Origin of the sequence: Lachnospira sp., from assembly GCF_016290755.1 — a bacterium.
Taxonomy (GTDB): Bacteria; Bacillota; Clostridia; order Lachnospirales; family Lachnospiraceae; genus Lachnospira; species Lachnospira multipara.
In genome coordinates this window covers 20,619-38,012 of record NZ_JAEEVD010000025.1, presented here as the reverse complement: position 1 = coordinate 38,012, position 17,394 = coordinate 20,619, and the positions used below count along the sequence as shown (strand labels likewise).

At 35.0% G+C, this 17,394-nt stretch carries 14 protein-coding genes; all 14 read right to left on the bottom strand.

Annotation, left to right across the window (positions count from 1 at the left end; genetic code table 11):
• Positions 1-90: 90 nt before the first annotated feature.
• The 14 genes from QVA17_RS07525 to QVA17_RS07460 all read right to left on the bottom strand — a co-directional run bounded on the left by QVA17_RS07525 (position 91) and on the right by QVA17_RS07460 (position 17,327).
• Positions 91-984: a DUF5655 domain-containing protein gene (locus QVA17_RS07525; RefSeq protein WP_287387531.1), complete on the bottom strand. Its 894-nt coding sequence runs from the start codon at positions 982-984 to the stop codon at positions 91-93.
• Between the two features lie 13 nt (positions 985-997).
• The gene (gene xerA, locus QVA17_RS07520) at positions 998-1,966 is read right to left on the bottom strand and encodes a site-specific tyrosine recombinase/integron integrase (RefSeq protein WP_287387530.1); all 969 of its coding nucleotides are present in this window, start codon (positions 1,964-1,966) and stop codon (positions 998-1,000) included.
• Between the two features lie 88 nt (positions 1,967-2,054).
• The gene (locus tag QVA17_RS07515) at positions 2,055-2,966 is read right to left on the bottom strand and encodes a dCTP deaminase domain-containing protein (protein ID WP_287387528.1); all 912 of its coding nucleotides are present in this window, start codon (positions 2,964-2,966) and stop codon (positions 2,055-2,057) included.
• Positions 2,967-2,995: 29 nt separating this feature from the next.
• On the bottom strand, positions 2,996-4,099 hold the full coding sequence (locus QVA17_RS07510) for a restriction endonuclease subunit S (protein WP_287387526.1): 1,104 nt from the start codon (positions 4,097-4,099) through the stop codon (positions 2,996-2,998).
• Positions 4,100-4,165: 66 nt separating this feature from the next.
• Positions 4,166-5,668 carry a class I SAM-dependent DNA methyltransferase gene (locus tag QVA17_RS07505; protein ID WP_287387524.1) on the bottom strand — a complete coding sequence of 501 codons (1,503 nt, stop codon included), beginning with the start codon at positions 5,666-5,668 and terminating at the stop codon, positions 4,166-4,168.
• Positions 5,669-5,695: 27 nt separating this feature from the next.
• Positions 5,696-6,751 (bottom strand): Fic family protein, encoded by a 1,056-nt coding sequence (locus QVA17_RS07500; protein ID WP_287387522.1) that lies wholly within the window; start codon positions 6,749-6,751, stop codon positions 5,696-5,698.
• A 196-nt stretch (positions 6,752-6,947) separates the two neighbouring features.
• A complete protein-coding gene (locus QVA17_RS07495) occupies positions 6,948-7,565 on the bottom strand; it encodes a flavodoxin family protein (protein ID WP_287387521.1) in 618 nt (205 codons plus the stop codon).
• Positions 7,566-7,607: 42 nt separating this feature from the next.
• Positions 7,608-8,681: a hypothetical protein gene (locus QVA17_RS07490; RefSeq protein WP_287387520.1), complete on the bottom strand. Its 1,074-nt coding sequence runs from the start codon at positions 8,679-8,681 to the stop codon at positions 7,608-7,610.
• A gap of 43 nt (positions 8,682-8,724) precedes the next feature.
• Positions 8,725-9,897 carry an HNH endonuclease domain-containing protein gene (locus QVA17_RS07485; RefSeq protein WP_287387518.1) on the bottom strand — a complete coding sequence of 391 codons (1,173 nt, stop codon included), beginning with the start codon at positions 9,895-9,897 and terminating at the stop codon, positions 8,725-8,727.
• On the bottom strand, positions 9,864-10,475 hold the full coding sequence (locus QVA17_RS07480; protein WP_287387517.1) for a class I SAM-dependent methyltransferase: 612 nt from the start codon (positions 10,473-10,475) through the stop codon (positions 9,864-9,866). Before QVA17_RS07480 ends, QVA17_RS07485 begins: the two co-directional genes overlap by 34 nt.
• Before the next feature lie 670 nt (positions 10,476-11,145).
• Positions 11,146-13,182 carry a methyl-accepting chemotaxis protein gene (locus QVA17_RS07475; protein WP_287387516.1) on the bottom strand — a complete coding sequence of 679 codons (2,037 nt, stop codon included), beginning with the start codon at positions 13,180-13,182 and terminating at the stop codon, positions 11,146-11,148.
• Between the two features lie 161 nt (positions 13,183-13,343).
• The gene (locus QVA17_RS07470; protein ID WP_287387514.1) at positions 13,344-14,882 is read right to left on the bottom strand and encodes a Na+/H+ antiporter NhaC family protein; all 1,539 of its coding nucleotides are present in this window, start codon (positions 14,880-14,882) and stop codon (positions 13,344-13,346) included.
• A gap of 805 nt (positions 14,883-15,687) precedes the next feature.
• Positions 15,688-16,608, bottom strand: coding sequence for a hypothetical protein (locus QVA17_RS07465; RefSeq protein WP_287387513.1), 921 nt, complete (start codon positions 16,606-16,608; stop codon positions 15,688-15,690).
• An 80-nt stretch (positions 16,609-16,688) separates the two neighbouring features.
• The gene (locus QVA17_RS07460; protein WP_287387511.1) at positions 16,689-17,327 is read right to left on the bottom strand and encodes a flavin reductase; all 639 of its coding nucleotides are present in this window, start codon (positions 17,325-17,327) and stop codon (positions 16,689-16,691) included.
• Between the last annotated feature and the right edge of the window lie 67 nt (positions 17,328-17,394).

Below are 17,394 nucleotides of genomic sequence, written 5' to 3'. Positions count from 1 at the left end.
GACTGTTTTAAATTTGATGAACCACGCTCACAAACATCTTCAAGTTTTACTCTCATCTATTATCCCTACAAATCTCAATTTGATTGTAGCCTATGCTTCATTATATGCTCTCTCAAGTAATTCCTTTGCTTTATAAAAGTCTTTTTCGTTTTTTATAGAAATTTCTAAATCACCAGTTCCATAATGTCCTTTGTTCCTCATATCTCTGGTAAATCCATCTTCTAATTCTACTGCATCCGGATTAAGTTTCACTCGAACCAAAATCTGTTTTTGATATACTTCGACACAAAATACATTTTGAACCTTTTTATATGCTAAATACATCTTTAATTGATTTGTTACTAGATCATCACCTAATGATGCTATATAATCACAAACTGAATCATATAATATTTTCATCTTGCTTGATAAAGTTGATAGTTTCTCCAAGTGAGATTTTTGCTGACTATTAGAACCCGTGTTGGATGTAGTAATATCTACCTGTGCATTAGCTACCGGCTTATTAATATGTTCAAACAGAATTAATTCATCACTATATTTTTTATACTTAACCAACTTGATATTACGTTGCATCTGATTTACAGCATGAATATCATATCTTGTAAAATCACTCGCTACACATATTACACATGGAACTGACCAATCAATTTTTTCTGCAATTTCCATACCATATTTTTCTATAACAAGGAGTTTAAAATCCGCCTTATGATCAAGGAGCCAATCTAAATAGAAAAGTCCTTGATTAATCACGTTTTCATTGGTACTTCTTTTATACTCAAATATAACTGGACTAAAATTTTCATCAAGTCCAATACTATCCATTCTCCCCTCATTTATTACATATTCGCTTTTTAAAAACTTCACTCCAAAAAACGTTTCCATATTTTTTTCAATAAGATTTTGAAGTTCCTTTTCAAGCAATACTTTTGATGATTCTAATTCCTCAACTTCTGATTTGATACTAAACAATTTAATTTCTGACATATAAACCTCCTTTTTAAGCCATAAGTTTACGATGTGATTCCTTTACATTTATTTGATTAACCATAGCATATTGCATTGTTGTGTCTATTTGAGAATGTCCAAGTATTTTTTGAACCTGTTCAATTGGCATCCCCTTATCAATTGCTCTTGTTGCCATTGTTCTTCTAAACTTATGCGGATGAATTTTGGATAAATTCGCTTTTTTACCTAGTTTTCTTATTCTAATTTCTACCCCACTTATTTTTAATCTAGAAAATGGTTTATCTAAAGTAACAAATAAAGCTTCATTCGTATCTATCCTATTGGTAATATATTCTTGAAGATGTAACTTAGCCTTTGCATCAAAATAAACCTTACGCTCTTTACCACCTTTACCAAAGACAACGCATTCTCTAGATTCAAAATCTATATCAGCAATATTCAAATTCACCAGTTCTCCAACTCTAATACCTGTTGAATATAATAAATCAATCATTGCAAGATCTCTTACACATTTACACTTATCACGTAGTTTCTCTATTTCCTCATCAGATATAATATCCTTTACCTGCTGATTTGTTTTTATTTTATGTATTCTTTTCATAGGACTTTTTAAAATGTAATTCTCTTCCTCAAGCCATGAAAAAAAGCTAGAAATATTGCGACGTACATTATCTACTGTTACCTTACTACAATTATTAATTTTCTGATACTCAGTTAAATAATTTCTCATATCATCAGTAGTAACTTTTCGAATAGACATATTTAGTGAATCTAATAGCCTCTCAATAGTGGTGCTATAATACTTTATTGTACGCATAGAACACCCTTCTATTGTTTTTGCCGCAATAAACATATTAAGATACTCCTTGTTAGAAATATTCTTAGCTTCTGCAGATTTTTCTGAAAAAACTCTTAGCATTGTTTCCTGTAATTTCTTCATCTGAGCAATCGAAAGATACTCTGACATTTCATTAAGAATAACAACAATCTTTTCTTCCATAGTGGTATCTCCTTTCAAAGATACCAACATCCTACAACCAATATTTATCAACTAATTACTGCCTGTCGCTTATTTCTAGCTTTAATATTTAATTATCTCTTTTTTTAAAAATTTTCTTTGAAGATATTATAAATGGAACAATAATTGACGTTATAATAACCGTCCAAAATCTATCCTCCCAAACTGTAGTATTACATTTTACATCTGCATAGTAAGCCGCAATCCCCAAAAGCAAAATGCATACAGCTAAAGCAAATCCTATTCCAATATTTTTAGGTGTTAAGTATCTTTTATACTCATCCATTTCATATTCTCTTCTATTTGTCAAATACTTTTTATACTCTTCACTTTCTTTCATTTTCTTTGAAACCTGCTTTATGTCTTGTTTCCATTCTTCTGTTAAATACTCTCGTGTTGTCGAATCAATATATATATTCAACTCAGATAGTTTATCTACATGACCCGACATATTAGTATTTTTCATATTATCATTAGCGGTCTTTAAATAATAAAATATTAACGAAACGAAAGTTTCTCCAACTTTTAAAGTTCTAACCTCATCGGTTATATTATGCAATGCAAACATCAAATGTCCAGAAAAACAAGGACCTAACATTGTTCCAATATCACCAATACCTAAATTAACAATTCCTACTTTAGAATGAAAAGTGCCACCTATATAATTACTTACTGATAATACCTCACTAGTTTCAACTATAGTAGTTGAATGTGGTAGCAAAATCATGTATTTTTCATTTCCCTCTTGAACAATTGCACTTTTACCTTTTTGAAAACTAATAATATTCTTATTGTTTTTTTCACTTGCTGTAACTAAACAATATGTCCCTTTACTTTTTTTCTTTACACTTCCTTTCCCTAATGTCCAAGCGTTTTGACCAACAGTAAAATTAATAGAATTTTCTTTTAAGTTTTTTTCATGAAAAGGGTAAATATTTATTCCTTTACCTAATTCATTTTCGATATCTCGTTTACCTAACATAACAATCCTCCCTCTACTAACTATAATTTTTAACCAAAATATTCTTGCATTAAACTATCAAATAAAGTCTGTGCTTCATCTAATGCTTTCTGCACTACAACTTTTGATTTGTCGACTTGTTTGACAAAGTCCATAAATTGTTTTTGTAAGTCAAGTGGTGGAACTATTAACTGCAAATCTTCTATTTGCTGCTTAGTAATAGCTTCGCGTGTTGCACCTCCAGCTGTAGCAATATTCCACAGCAATATTTGGTAGTTATCCTCTGTAAACATGCTACAAACAAATTCAGGTAAAAGACTTTCTTTGCATCTAATAATAGAAACGTGCTGATTAACTCTTGCAGGAAGCAGGTCATCAGGAACTATGCAACATCTTGCTACAGAGGCTCCCGTAATATTGAGAAGTACATCACTTTTCTCAACAGTTACGTTATCAAGTTGTTCAGCCTGCTCATCTGTAATGTGTGCCAAATCTTTATACTCAAATCTGTTGTTATAAACATTCATACTTCGTATTAAGGATATTCCTTCATCACAATAGCTTTCTCTGCCACCCTTAGGTGTAGCACCGGAGCCTATTTTCTTCATAAGATTCTTACAAGAATCAGTATTCCAACCTTTATCATTTGTAACTGGATTGCCAAAGAGCTCGACAAATCGGGCTTTAATGAGTTCGTCGAGTTTTTGAAGTTCATCTTCTCTTGATGCAATTACTTTTTCACATTTACCAAGAATATCTACAATCTCTGCTTGTCTCTCTAATGAATCTAAATTAAATTGCTCATTTTTATAATCTTTAAAATATATATGCGGTATAGTTGCACCAGTAAAATACTTTTCAAGATGCATATACCTAACAACATAGCAAAGGTATTCAGGCAAAACATTTTCTTTAGGCAGCAAATACTGCATTGTGCCTATCACTGAAGATTTAGCCGGATGCAATGTTGTTCTTCCTATTCCAGCACCATCCTTAACTACAGCAACATATGGTTTATCTTGATGGTAAAAATCGACATTTCCGATATATCCCGATGCTCCATAAATAGGATAATCTCCCGTGGCATCTATAATATCTGACTGTTTTAAATTTGATGAACCACGCTCACAAACATCTTCAAGTTTTACTCTCATCTATTATCCCTACAAATCTCAATTTAGAGATTTGTCCTTTCTTTTATTTTATCATCATCATTAATCTTACTTATTCAACAACTTCTCCAACTCATCCATCTCTTTAGATATCTCTGCTTCTATACTTCTTAGATTAGCTAAAATTTCAGATGTTGCTGGATATTCAACCTTTTCATACACAACTTCCTTATATTTATTAATTGATAAGTCATAATCATTGTCTTCGATTTCCTTTTTAGAAACCATAAATGATTTTTCTGTTCTCTTTCTATCTACTTCCTTATCAAGATGTTTAAATCGTTCAATAATATCTGGAATATCATTTTCCTTAACTTCTGAACGCTTATCATCTAAGCTTAATCCATCTGCTGTCATATCATAGAACCAGACATTATCTGTTCCACCATTTTCTGTCTTAGTAAAGATGAGAATAGCAGTTGAAACTCCGGCATATGGCTTAAATACACCAGAAGGCATTGAAATAACTGCTTCTAATTTATTGTTATCAACAATTTCTTTTCTAATAGTCTTATGAGCTTTTGATGAACCAAATAAAACACCATCTGGAACGATACAAGCGCATCTACCACCAATTCTTAACATACGTAAGAATAGATTTAAGAATAATAACTCTGTTTTCTTAGTCTTACATACCTTAAGGAGATCATTTGAAACTGATTCATAATCTAAACTACCCTTAAAAGGAGGATTTGCTAAGATTAATGAATACTTATCCTTATCCATATTCTGGTCTGATAAACTATCTCTGTATTCAATAAATGGGTTTTCAATGCCATGTGTCATCATGTTCATAGCACCAATACGAAGCATTGTTCTATCCATATCATATCCATAGAACATATGGCTCATATAATGTTCTTTCTTTTCTTTGTTATAGAATATTTCTTCCTTTTTAGTTTCCTTTAAATATTCAGCTGCTGCCACTAAGAAACCAGATGTACCACAAGCTGGATCACAAATCATCTCATCACTAGATGGATCCATTAACTCAACCATCATTCTAATAATGTGTCTTGGTGTTCTAAACTGTCCATTTCTACCAGACTGATTAATCTTAGAAAGAAGATACTCGTAAACATCTCCTCTTGCGTCTGACGACTGCATTTCGTTCATGATTTTATAAATCTCATCCAATAAATCAACTACCTTAGATAAAACAAGTGGTGTTGGAAGCTTAAAGATTGCATCATCCATATATTTTGAATAAGCACTATCTTTATCGCTATGTAGAGTCTTAATAAATGGGAATACCCATTCCTGCATTATTGTATACATTTTATCCGCTGGAAAATCCTTAAACACTGACCACTTTAATTGCGAGCCTTCAATTGTTCTTTCTCCTATTGTTACCTCACCAGAAAAAATACTCTTGAATGATAATCCAAGCAATGCACTATCCTTAGCTCTCTTATTATCTGCATCATCTAAATCTCTAATGAACATTAAATATGTTATCTGTTCAATAACTTCCAGCGGATTTACTAATCCACTTGATGCAAATACATCCCATAACCTGTCAATCTTATTCTTTACTTCTCCTGTAATCATCTTACTCTCTCTTTCTCATTTTTATTATTAATCATTAGCTTTCCAGACGTACTTTGTATATCGTCCACCGCCAATTTTTTCAATTTCACCAGCCGTTAACATTTCTGTTAGTGCTCTTTGTACTGTAATAGCACTTATATCCGGACAAACTTCTATAATTTCTGACTTTGAAACTGGACCCAAATGTAACTTTACAACTTCTCTTACTCTTTCAGGCTTTGATAAGTCAGAAGAATCAAATAAAGTTACTCTATCCGCAAAATCTCTATAAGCTGCTAAAATTACACTTAACATGTATTTTACAAAAGGCTCATAATCATTTTCTTCTTCATACCATCCATATGAACTTTTTTGCAAACTATCGTAATAATTCACCTTAGTTTTCTCAATAAGATGCTCTATACTTACATATTTACCAACTATATAATTAGACTTATAAAGTAACAACAATGTTAATAATCTACTCATTCTTCCATTTCCATCATTAAATGGGTGAATACATAGAAAATCTAATATAAACATTGGTATAAGCAATAAACTATCTATTTCACCTTTAGCATCAGCTTCCTCATATGCTTTGCATAATTCATTCATAGCTTCTGGTGTTTCCCAGGCTGCTACTGGTTTAAATCTAACACTTTTATTTCCTTCGCTATCGACTTCCTGAATTATATTATCAGCTGTTTTATACTTTCCACCATATTCCATACCTTCAAATCGATATAAATCTCTATGAAGTTGTAAAATTATATTGGGTTTTACTGGAATAAAATCATAATCCTCATGAATAGAGTTTAAAACATCTCTATATCCAGCAATTTCCATTTCATCTCGTGACTTTGGCCTAGTTTTATCATTAACCAAAGCCTTAAGTCTACTAGATGATGTATAAATGCCTTCAATCTTGTTAGATGCCTCAGTACTTTGTATTTTGGCTATCTCTGTAAGTTTAGTTAAAATATCTGCCTTAGCCTCTTTAAAAAGTGTCTGTTTTCCCTTAAACTCATGAATCTGAGATAAATATGTAACTATCTCAGGAGTTAATAATTTTTTCCATTTTTCACCATAATTATATTGTCTCATTTTAATTACCTCATTTCATATTCAATATAATCATTTTGCAAAAAATGATGTAATTAAAGTATAACTTTTAATTGCATCATCGTCAATTCAATTATATCATTTTGGCAAAAATGATATAATTGAATTTCATAATGATATTATTAAACTAAAAAACAAGCCATATATAATATGACTTGTCTTTTCTCACATGATTTTCCTATCTCACAAAATTTGTTGCCTGCCATTCTTCTGTTTCTGGGAGACCATATTTTTCCTTGCCAAGGGCTATGCTCTTTATAAGGAATGACATGTTTCGTGCAAGTACGCGCATTGTCTGTAAGCCTTCCTTATCGCTTTCTGCTTCTCCCTTTAATCTACCGTGAATGCTATTCCAGTACTGGCTTGATGCCACCGGCATTCCACTTATTGTAAAATACTTATTTAACTCGTCAAATGTTGCTGATAAGCCGCCTCTTCTAGCAACTACCACGCTTGCTCCAACCTTCATTGTCTTATCAAAGCTTGTGCTATAGAAGAGTCTATCAAGACAGGCGATAAGTGTTGCATTTGCAGAAGCATAATATACAGGAGATGCTACAACGAGTCCATCTGCTTCTTCAAATTTTGGTGCGAGCTCATTAACCACATCATCAAATACACATTTTCCCTTAGTTGAACAGACGCCACAAGCTATACAGCCTCTTACATCTTTTTGTCCGATTTGTACAATTTCAGTTTCGATTCCTTCCTTATCAAAAATCTTCACCATCTCATTTAATGCTATTGTTGTGTTGCCCTCTATTCTTGGGCTTCCATTAATTATTAATACTTTCATATAAATCTCCTTTATAACTACACCAAAATCTTATTAACTATACTACCAGTCTTCCCAATAATCATAGGCATCATCCCAATCATCGAAGTCATTGCCCCATGCATCGTCTGCGAAGTCATCTGGGCTGTCGTAATCATCGGGATCGTAGCTACTTCCATTAAAGATTTGTTTGCCTGAGCCTCCGCTACTTCCGGAGCCTCCACTACTTCCAGAGCTTCCGCTTGTGCCTCCACTACTTCCAGAGCTTCCGCTACTAGGACTATAACCGCCAACTTTATATTTTGAAACATTTAATTCTTTATCAAGACTTCTTGTGAAGTAATTATCTTCATCCCACTTATGAACCGTAAATAAAGGAGTATTGTTCTCGCCCCAGTATCTTGTACCACCATAGCGAGTTACTTCCGATATTTTTGTGTTACGACATACCACCTTCATATAAATTGTGCTGTATCGATTATTTTCTAAGTCAGCCCAATAATAAATATTGACATATACCTTTTTTTTAGTTTCTTTGTCGGTTTCCGTACAGAAATAATAAAAAGCAGGTTTGCCTGTGTTGCAATAGTCTACTGCCTTTGACGGCATTCCCACATTTATGGCCTTATCTCCAAACTGATCATACCACATCTTTTTTTGGGCATTTTCATTTTCCTCGCTAGCCTTTCTTGATTCAGCTTCTACTTGTTTTTTCATTGAGTTATAAATCTCATTGTATTTATCGTAGCTTTCACGCATTGCGGCATCTAAGTCGCCTTCCACAGTTTTTGTGAAATTAAAGTTTTTACACACTTCATAGATTTTAAGAGGATCAACAGCTTGAGCCTCCATATTCAAAAGTTCAATATAAATTCCCAAATTATGCTGATAATTTGATTTATAGTCAATTTCATCCAATTTTTCCTTAGCTTCGCTAAGTTGATTTTCCTGAATGAGTTGCTCAATTTCGGCTGTTTTTTTATTATACCTACTAATTCTATTTTCTGACAAAACAACCATAGCAAAAATAAATATTAATACTCCAAATAACGGTATAAGCTTAACTAAGCTTTGCATAAATTTCTTTATTGCAGCTTTCCTACGCTTCTTTTTTATACGCTCATACAATTCATCCATAGGCATCTCCTCATATATAATATGACTTGTCTGTAAGCATTCCTTATAACCACACCTGATAGCCCTGCCTCTTGGCAGAATCATACACAGGCTGCATATTTTTTTCTAAAATCCAAAAGAACTCCTCTTTTGAATTTCCCTTGCGGTACAATTCCTGATTTGCCCAAATCGAATGCAAGTTGTCCCTAAAGCAGCCTTCAAAAAGTCTTCTAATCTCTGGCTTACTCTCATCATTTACCAACTGATACATCAAATACTGATTCCTGGCGAATTTTGTAAAAAATGGATCCCACTTCGGCAACTTATTGCTTTTAGCAGAATTTAACGAGCTATCCATAGGCATCAAATTCCACAGCTCATCATTCATCACAAAAGACCAAGGAATAAAATGATCCACATCATAAGCCTTATCCTCAATCACAGTATCCTTGAACACATCCATCACAGGACTTAAATCTATAATAGCATCCCAAAGCTTATGTACATGAGCGAGCTTTCTTACATTTTCATCCATAGGCTCTAGCTTATAAACCAAACTTGGCACTTCCGGATTGTTGTTCTGCAGCCACTTCACCTTCTCATACTGAATCCAACTAAGGATGGCAACGGTGTTGTCTTGTATCATTTTAATCCAAAAAGAATTGAAAACAACTTCCTTCGCCAAACCTTTAGCGGTTCCTAAAACATAAGGCAGAGCGCTAATCTGGTTGATTTCATCAATGTAAATCGTTATCTTGCTTATGCTCTCCCAACTTGGATTTTTCTCGTATCTATTAAAAAATCCCGCCAAAGCCCTATAAGGAACCATCTTTGTTAGCTGAATTTTCACATTTTTCATCTCGCCTTCATGGGCCTTAATCGCATTCTTAATCTCCACTTTTGAGGCATTGCTAGGCAAACCACTAAGCTCCTTTAATAAAAGCACAGCCCTCTCAAGGCCATCTCTAACCTCGCCTAGCACCACGCCGCTTAGGTGAATGTGATACTCTAAAACCGTGTACCAAGCGTTGGCTATCATCTCGTCTATTATTTCTGAAAATGTAGTTCTTTCCACATCTTCAGCAATCAACTTCACGCAAGCCTCTAACCAGTAGAATTTGTAGCAATAAGAGGGATTCTTTAACATTTGATAAAATGCTTCCATATCCAAATGGTTATAATATTCTTCCTTAAGATTAACTTTTAGTCCACTTTTTTCAAAATCAAATTCAGCCATTTCTCGTCCCCTCTTGATTCTCTAACATCACAAGTTATCCAATTTTCCATTAATTCTAGCTTATATCTATCATCTATTCTATTAATTTCAGGTAAAATTTTTTCAAAGGCTTCTAAAGTCATATCTGTAAAAAATCTACCATTTCTTTCACCCTCAAAATTCCCGTACTTAAAAGAAGCATATATAACACCCTCCAGTTTTAATGCCCTCTTGGCAATTCTAAAAATATCCGGCAGTTCCTCCCTTCTTGCATGAAGTAAAGAAGCACAAGCCCAGATTCCATCATACTTATCAACAGCCTCTAACTCTAAAAAGTCCTGATTATCCACAGCAAGTCCTAAATTTAGCCTTGCTAATTCACAAAGCTCTTTGGATTTATCCACTGCATCCACCTTTAGCCCACGCTCCATAAAAGCTAGGCTATCTCTAGCGCTACCACATCCCCAATCTAGAATGTAGCCTTCTTTAGGAACATAGTTTAAGAATCTTTCCCGAAGATTGCTTACATCTGCTGCCATGGTGCCTTCTATGAAGGCTTTGGCATTTGTGTTGTAGTAGTTTGTTGTGATGTCTTGCATGGAAGCCTCCCTTTTTGATTCGTTAATTGCTGTATTAATTATAGCATTTGATTAAGTTTAATGAAATAGAATTCTGGGGCATCCCCAACTTGCTTATTTACTACATCAGGGGCGATCATCTCCCTGAAAGTCAGTATTCATGCCTCTTCCGGGATTCATTGACCCTAGCGACTTCTTTCACTCCCGTTAGGTCAACGCTTCCCCGATTTAGCAAGTTGCTTTTTAATCCCTTTCGGCATCTTTTTTTCCGCTAGTCCTACACCCCCGGAAATAAAGCCCTTTAAAACAAGTTTTTATTGACCTAATCAGGACTTTTCTCTTTATAAGTCCTAGTTTTGAAAAAGCGACCTTTTTAGAAATGCAAAAGCTAATCCGTTTAGCAAGTTTTTGTCGTATTAGGTCAATCGATTCATCCCGGCAGTAGCGAAGCGCCCGGAACGCTACACCTCTCCGGGAGCCCAGAGAAATCAAGCCAATCCCGGCAGCAACAAAACCTCCGGAACACTACACCTCTCCGGAAACCCAGAGAAATCAAGCCCATCCCGGCAGTGACAAAACTCCCGGAACATCACAAAACTCCCTCCCTTTCTCGCCTTCAGGCCAAATAGGGAGGGAGTCTTTCTATTTTATTCTCCTAATATTTCACTTGTCACATGTTAAAACACAGATTCTACTTAAAGAAACTAATGTCATTATTGAGTTGCTCTGCGACGTCTTTCAAATCATTAGCTGATTTTGCAAGGTCTGAAACTGTGGCAGAGAGCTCTTCTACGGAAGCTCCTGTTGTTTCGGCAGATGATGCATTTTCTTCGGAAATTGCTGACAATGATGTCATTGATTCAGAAACTTCGTTATTAGAATTTACGCAGACTTCTGCATCTTCTGTGATATCCTTTACGCCATCAACAGTTGTTGAGATATCTTCTAACATTCCGTTAACTGATTCAAGTGTTTCCTGGATTGCGCTTTCTTGTTCTACATTTCCGGCCTTTACTTCATTTGCCGCATTAACTGCTGCTTCTGACTGACTAAGTAAAACATCCATCTCAACTCTAATTGATTGAGCTAATGTATTAGAATCATCTGCAAGTTTTCTAATCTCTTCAGCAACGACTGCAAAGCCCTTACCAGCCTCACCGGCACGTGCTGCCTCAATTGATGCATTTAGAGAAAGTAAATTTGTCTGAGTTGCAATATCTGCAATTCCATCTACTCTTTCATTAATATTGGCAACGGCATCTTTAGTAGCTGAAATTGTCTTTTCAATTTCATCGATCTTTCCTGTCATTGATGTACTTGTATCATATAAGAGACGAAGTGACTTGCTAGAGATTTCAGATGCTTTTTTCATCTGAACTGTTACGTTTGAAACACTCTTAGCCGCATCTTTTACACCATTTACTGCCTCTGTGATTCTGTTAACATTTTCAGCCGCAGCCTGAATCTCTTCAGCCTGCTGTATTGCTCCTGTTGCTATATCTTGCACTGCATATGCAACACTATCAGTTGCCCCTGAAATCTGAGTTGCCATATCTGCAAGATTTTCTGAAGAGTTGGTAACTGTGTTTGATGATTCCTTAATTTTTCTAACGATATCATCTAATTTATTAATTACGCTATTAAAATTACGAACAATTAATCCAATTTCATCTTTCTTGCCACTATAATTATCAATAACTTCAAATCGACCATCAGCCAAAGTAGAAACTGATTTATTAATATCTATAATTGGCTTAACAAATCCATTTGCTGAAATTAATGAAATGATTACACAAATTATAATTAAGAAAACGCCTACAATTACAATTATTATAGAAGATTTTACAGCTTCTTTCATGATATCAGAATCCTTAGCAACTACTACCACAGTCCATCCTGTAATCTCACTTCTTGCCCAACTAATGTAAGCTTTTCCACTCTTTTGTCCAGGAATGGATTCGTATGATTCAAACTGACCACTTGTGCTGCTTGATTTCATAAACTCAGCATTACTTCTATTAATTTCCTCATCTTCTGCTGTTAATTCCTGAGAGGCATCGGCAGCAACAATACCCTTTGTATCAACAATAACACCCATTTCAATTTTATCTGCTAAAATGTCATGGAAATAATTTAGGTCAAAATTTCTTTGAATAGTACCAACTACTTCACCTGTTGCTTCATCTAAAACAGGTACTATAATTACAAATATTCTTGATCCCGTACCCTTACTTACCATTACATCAGAAAATGCATACTTCTTTGTGCTTACACAAGTTGTGAAATACTCTCTATCTGCTACATTAGAAAGTTTACCACCATCAGTTCTAATAAGCTGATTTCCATCTAATCCTGTTAAAATACAGGCATTACCATCATTAATTATGTCATCAATACTTTCTAACTGTTTCTGAATTGTTTCTAATGAAACGATAGGTGAGGCCGTATTATAGGTTTTTAAAAATGCCCTCGTACTCGGTGAAGTTGTAACAGTTTCAATAACTGTTAAATTATTATTAATTACTGACTCAAAATCAGATATTACGAAATTCGTATTTGCCCGTAATAAATCTAGTGCATCATTTTTTGATTTATTAGTTGCAGAACTATAGCTAATTATAATAGCTATAATTAAAGGGATTACAACCAATGAAACCATAATGCACATTAACCTGGTTTTAATACTGTTGCTTACTTTCACAGAATCACTTGACTTAGTTTTTTGCATCTTCTGTACCTCCATATACTATATTCAATTATTATTCACGTCTCTTGATAAATTTAATTATAGCATATGCAATAGCTCATGTATATATAAAAAAATACATATATAAAAAAATGGTAAAGTGCGCATTAACACTTTACCATTTCTCAAGACTCGTTCACTAATTAATTAGAAGTCTTTTTTTGACTGATTTTCTTAATTACAACTAAAGTTAAAATCATAAGCACAATAGAAACAAATAAGCTTATAAACCAGTTCTTTACAAAACCTGCGATTACATAAGAAACAAGCGAAACTGTTGCAACTGTAAAAACATATGGAAGCTGTGTAGTTACGTGTCGCATATGTTCGCAACCTGCACCTGCTGAAGCCATGATTGTAGTATCTGAAATTGGTGAACAATGATCACCACAAACAGCACCAGCCATACAAGCTGAAATAGAAATAATCATAAGCTCGTTGTTTATATCCCCACCAAAAAGGTTTACTACGATAGGAATTAAGATTCCGAAAGTTCCCCAAGAAGTACCTGTTGCGAAAGCAAGGAAAATACCTACAAGGAATACTAGCGCTGGAAGTAAGCTCATTACAGCACCGTTACCTGCTACATTTGCCACAACACCACCAACATAAGTTGATGCTCCAAGGGAATCTGTCATTGCCTTAAGGGTCCATGCGAAAGTTAAAACTAAAATCGCAGGCACCATACTCTTAAAGCCTTCTGGAATTGCATTCATACAATCGTTAAAGCTTAAAACCCTAGTTGCCACAAAGAAAACAATTGTAATAACAAGTGCCACAGCGGAACCGTAAACTAAGCCTACAGATGCATCTGAATTTGAAAATGCAGTAACGAAATCTGCGCCTGAGAAGAATCCTCCTGTGTAAATCATGCCGATTACACAACAAACAATTAAAGAAACAATTGGTAGAACAAGGTGAATAACTCTACCATTTTGCGAAATTGGAGGATGTGGCTGATCTTCAGCACCTGTTAAACTTGCTGCATCCTTCTTCTTGTTCTTTCTATTCTCAACCATATGATTTAACTCAGCTAAATTCATTGAGCCATAATCAAACTTCATATTAGTAATAGTAATCATCATTACAAGAGTAAGTAAAGCATAAAAATTATAAGGAATTGCTCTAACAAAGAGAGAAAGTCCATTAGCTCCATCTACGAAACCTGTAACTGCTGCTGCCCAAGAAGAAATTGGGGAGATGATACAGATAGGAGCTGCTGTTGCATCAATAAGGTAAGCAAGCTTTTCTCTAGAAATGCCATGCTTATCTGTAACTGGTCTCATAACGGAACCAACTGTAAGACAGTTAAAATAATCATCGATAAAAATCAATACACCAAGAATAATAGTAGCAAACTGCGCACCTCTCTTAGTCTTTACGTGCTTAACTGCCCATTTACCAAAGGCTGAGGAACCTCCGGCTCTATTCATAAGCATTACCATACTTCCTAAAATTACTAGGAACACGAGAATACCTACGTTCCAGCTATCTGATAGCTGTCCAATCATTCCGTCTACGAAAATGTGCTTCATAGCCACGGAAACATTAAAACCTGCAAATAATAATCCACCTGCTAAAATACCAACAAATAATGATGAATATACTTCTTTTGTAATCAATGCCAAGATAATGGCAATAAGTGGTGGAAGTAATGACCAAATCGTATTAGTAAATTCCATATACTCTTCTTCCTTCATTAAATAATATCTATTTATCACATCTAATTTTTAGACATGCATAACAGTATAACAAAGATTAAGAGATTTTTCAGTATTAAATTTTTTAACTAACGGAAGTAGGTTTCTGGGAATCCAGTGTTTGTGGGATTTGTGGGATAAAAATTTGATAAAATTTAATGGGATATGATGGGAATTGGGATTACGTTATCCGGATGGTTTTTGGTTTCGTAGTGTTTGGTCAGAGAATTCTTGGATGTTGTCGTGACGGGGTTGACCTAACGAGAGTTTTTTTACCCATAGGGATTACGTTATCCGAATGGTTTTTGGTTTCGTTGCGTTTGGTCAGAGAATTCTTGGGTGTTGTCGGGACGGGGTTGACCTAACGAGAGGTTTTTTCCCCATAGGGATTACAAAACTTGCTTCTTAAAAACTCGAATTTTCAAAACTAGTACGTTTCAGCAAAAAATATCCGAAAAAGTCAATCACAACTTGCTTATTAAAGCTATATTATAGAGGGAATTGACCCAATACAATAAAAATTAAGCAGAGGGATTAATTTACTAGCTTCTAATATTAAAAAGCATTGACCCTAGAAAGATAAAACTTGCTGCTAGTCCTACTTTTTAAAAAAAGTAGGACTTATTCAGCAGAAATGCTGGAAAAGTCCTACGCCCCCGAGTAAAGCCCAAAGTCGGGATAAATATGAATAAGCAAGTCCCAAAACACGATAAGTCCCATATCCTGCAAACTATCACACACAGCTAGACACAACACAAACCAACACCCCTCAGAAATCAAAAATAGCCTAGAATAAATCTAGGCTACTATCTAAATACATCTCTTCTCTTACTCTTAACTGATATTCTGGTTTTACCATGTAATATAATAGAAACTCTAAAACTATGGCGCTGCCAAGGCTACGTCCCTCAATCTTAAATTGAGAAAAGCCCATAGGCATATATACATTTTGAATGTCATCAAGACTGATAAATCCTGGATTCTTCATGGCATCGGAGAAGCGATAACCAGTCTTAGAATTGGGAGCCTTGCAAATATGATCTTCCTCCGTCTCACCAAGAGCCTTGAGGCTTACGTTTTCATAACAAGCTTTTCTGTCGGTGCAGCCAAAATAGCAACATTCGTTACACAAGAATTCAAGCTTGTCCTTGTACTTCTGCTCTAGTTTGCCAAGTTTATCAAAGGACTTATTAAGTCTAAAGTCCGGCACTACAAATTTAAAATCATCTCTCTTAACTTCTGCCTCTAAGTCCTTAAAGTCAGTCAGAACCTTAGTTGTAGAAGAGACGAAATAAAGGGAAGGATACTTTTCCTTTAAATAGTCTAGTAGCAGGTCGGAGTGTAGGATGACACCATTTTGTACTTTTCGGACATTGCGAGTTTCTGTAGTTTGTCCATTTTCTTCAAAAATCTCGCATAACTTATTGCAAACATAATCGGACAAGTGCTCCTTACGAAGCTTGGAATTGCTGAAAGTTAGGCGGGCGCTGATTTGGTGTTCCCTTAGGAGTGCTGCGACTTTTGTTGCATTTGCATCACCAAAGCCTACTCGTCCTCCGCCCCATAGGGCATCTGCCGGGGCACCATAGATTGAGCCAATTTCGCACCAATCATAAAAGAATTCTCTATGATTTTTCCAGAGAGAAAGAAACTCCTTATAAAAATCATAAAATTCAAACAAGCCCGGTAGGTGGTAATAAGCCTTCATCGTTACATTTTCTCCAATCAATCACTTTTTTATTTATTATAGCAAATGGACAAAGCCCGCTCAATTACTTACTTCCCTGCTTATCTAACAATTTTTTCAAAATCATCCTTTGGATGCTTACAAATTGGGCAAATAAAATCATCTGGCATGTCCTCGCCCACATACTCATAGCCGCAAATCGTGCATTTCCAGATGGTCTCGCCCTTAGGAGTTTCGCCCGCCCTTACAGGCTTTGGCTTTATATTTTCCTGATAATACTCGTAACTGCAGGACTTAGCCTCTGAAAGGACCGTCATGAAACTTGGCTGGCAGATGAAAAGGGTGTGTGAGCTCAAGTCAATCATCTGCTTAACTTCTAGCAAGAAGCAAGCGTTGACACCCTTAGTAATCACAGGAATTCCGTTATCCGCCATTACATAATTGGACTTGTCGTAGCTGTCCGCAAACTTGTTGACGTCGCGACCGGACTGGAAACCGAAATGCTTAAAGGTTTCAAAGTCCGCATCTTGGCTTAAAACTGAGATGTTGCAAGCCTTTGTCTTTTTTAAAATGTCATGCGTAAGGTTTGCTTTATTTAGGGAAACGGAAATCAAATTAGGATCGGAAGCTAGCTGTATTGCTGTATTTGTAATACAGCCATTGAGCTTATCCCCGTCCTTTACTGTACAGACAAAGAGTCCATAACTTAATTTATACATTGCCTTCTTATTATTTTCCATAGAGCCTCCAATCTAGAAATATCCTAGACTAAGCAATATTTCTACAAAACGACCAATTGTTATCACG

What these genes read in the sequence shown, in the direction of transcription:
- QVA17_RS07525 (WP_287387531.1), bottom strand. Translation starts at nt 984, where the DNA reads ATGTCAGAAATTAAATTGTTTAGTATCAAATCAGAAGTTGAGGAATTA.
- xerA (WP_287387530.1), bottom strand. Translation starts at nt 1,966, where the DNA reads ATGGAAGAAAAGATTGTTGTTATTCTTAATGAAATGTCAGAGTATCTT.
- QVA17_RS07515 (WP_287387528.1), bottom strand. Translation starts at nt 2,966, where the DNA reads ATGTTAGGTAAACGAGATATCGAAAATGAATTAGGTAAAGGAATAAAT.
- QVA17_RS07510 (WP_287387526.1), bottom strand. Translation starts at nt 4,099, where the DNA reads ATGAGAGTAAAACTTGAAGATGTTTGTGAGCGTGGTTCATCAAATTTA.
- QVA17_RS07505 (WP_287387524.1), bottom strand. Translation starts at nt 5,668, where the DNA reads ATGATTACAGGAGAAGTAAAGAATAAGATTGACAGGTTATGGGATGTA.
- QVA17_RS07500 (WP_287387522.1), bottom strand. Translation starts at nt 6,751, where the DNA reads ATGAGACAATATAATTATGGTGAAAAATGGAAAAAATTATTAACTCCT.
- QVA17_RS07495 (WP_287387521.1), bottom strand. Translation starts at nt 7,565, where the DNA reads ATGAAAGTATTAATAATTAATGGAAGCCCAAGAATAGAGGGCAACACA.
- QVA17_RS07490 (WP_287387520.1), bottom strand. Translation starts at nt 8,681, where the DNA reads ATGGATGAATTGTATGAGCGTATAAAAAAGAAGCGTAGGAAAGCTGCA.
- QVA17_RS07485 (WP_287387518.1), bottom strand. Translation starts at nt 9,897, where the DNA reads ATGGCTGAATTTGATTTTGAAAAAAGTGGACTAAAAGTTAATCTTAAG.
- QVA17_RS07480 (WP_287387517.1), bottom strand. Translation starts at nt 10,475, where the DNA reads ATGCAAGACATCACAACAAACTACTACAACACAAATGCCAAAGCCTTC.
- QVA17_RS07475 (WP_287387516.1), bottom strand. Translation starts at nt 13,182, where the DNA reads ATGCAAAAAACTAAGTCAAGTGATTCTGTGAAAGTAAGCAACAGTATT.
- QVA17_RS07470 (WP_287387514.1), bottom strand. Translation starts at nt 14,882, where the DNA reads ATGGAATTTACTAATACGATTTGGTCATTACTTCCACCACTTATTGCC.
- QVA17_RS07465 (WP_287387513.1), bottom strand. Translation starts at nt 16,608, where the DNA reads ATGAAGGCTTATTACCACCTACCGGGCTTGTTTGAATTTTATGATTTT.
- QVA17_RS07460 (WP_287387511.1), bottom strand. Translation starts at nt 17,327, where the DNA reads ATGGAAAATAATAAGAAGGCAATGTATAAATTAAGTTATGGACTCTTT.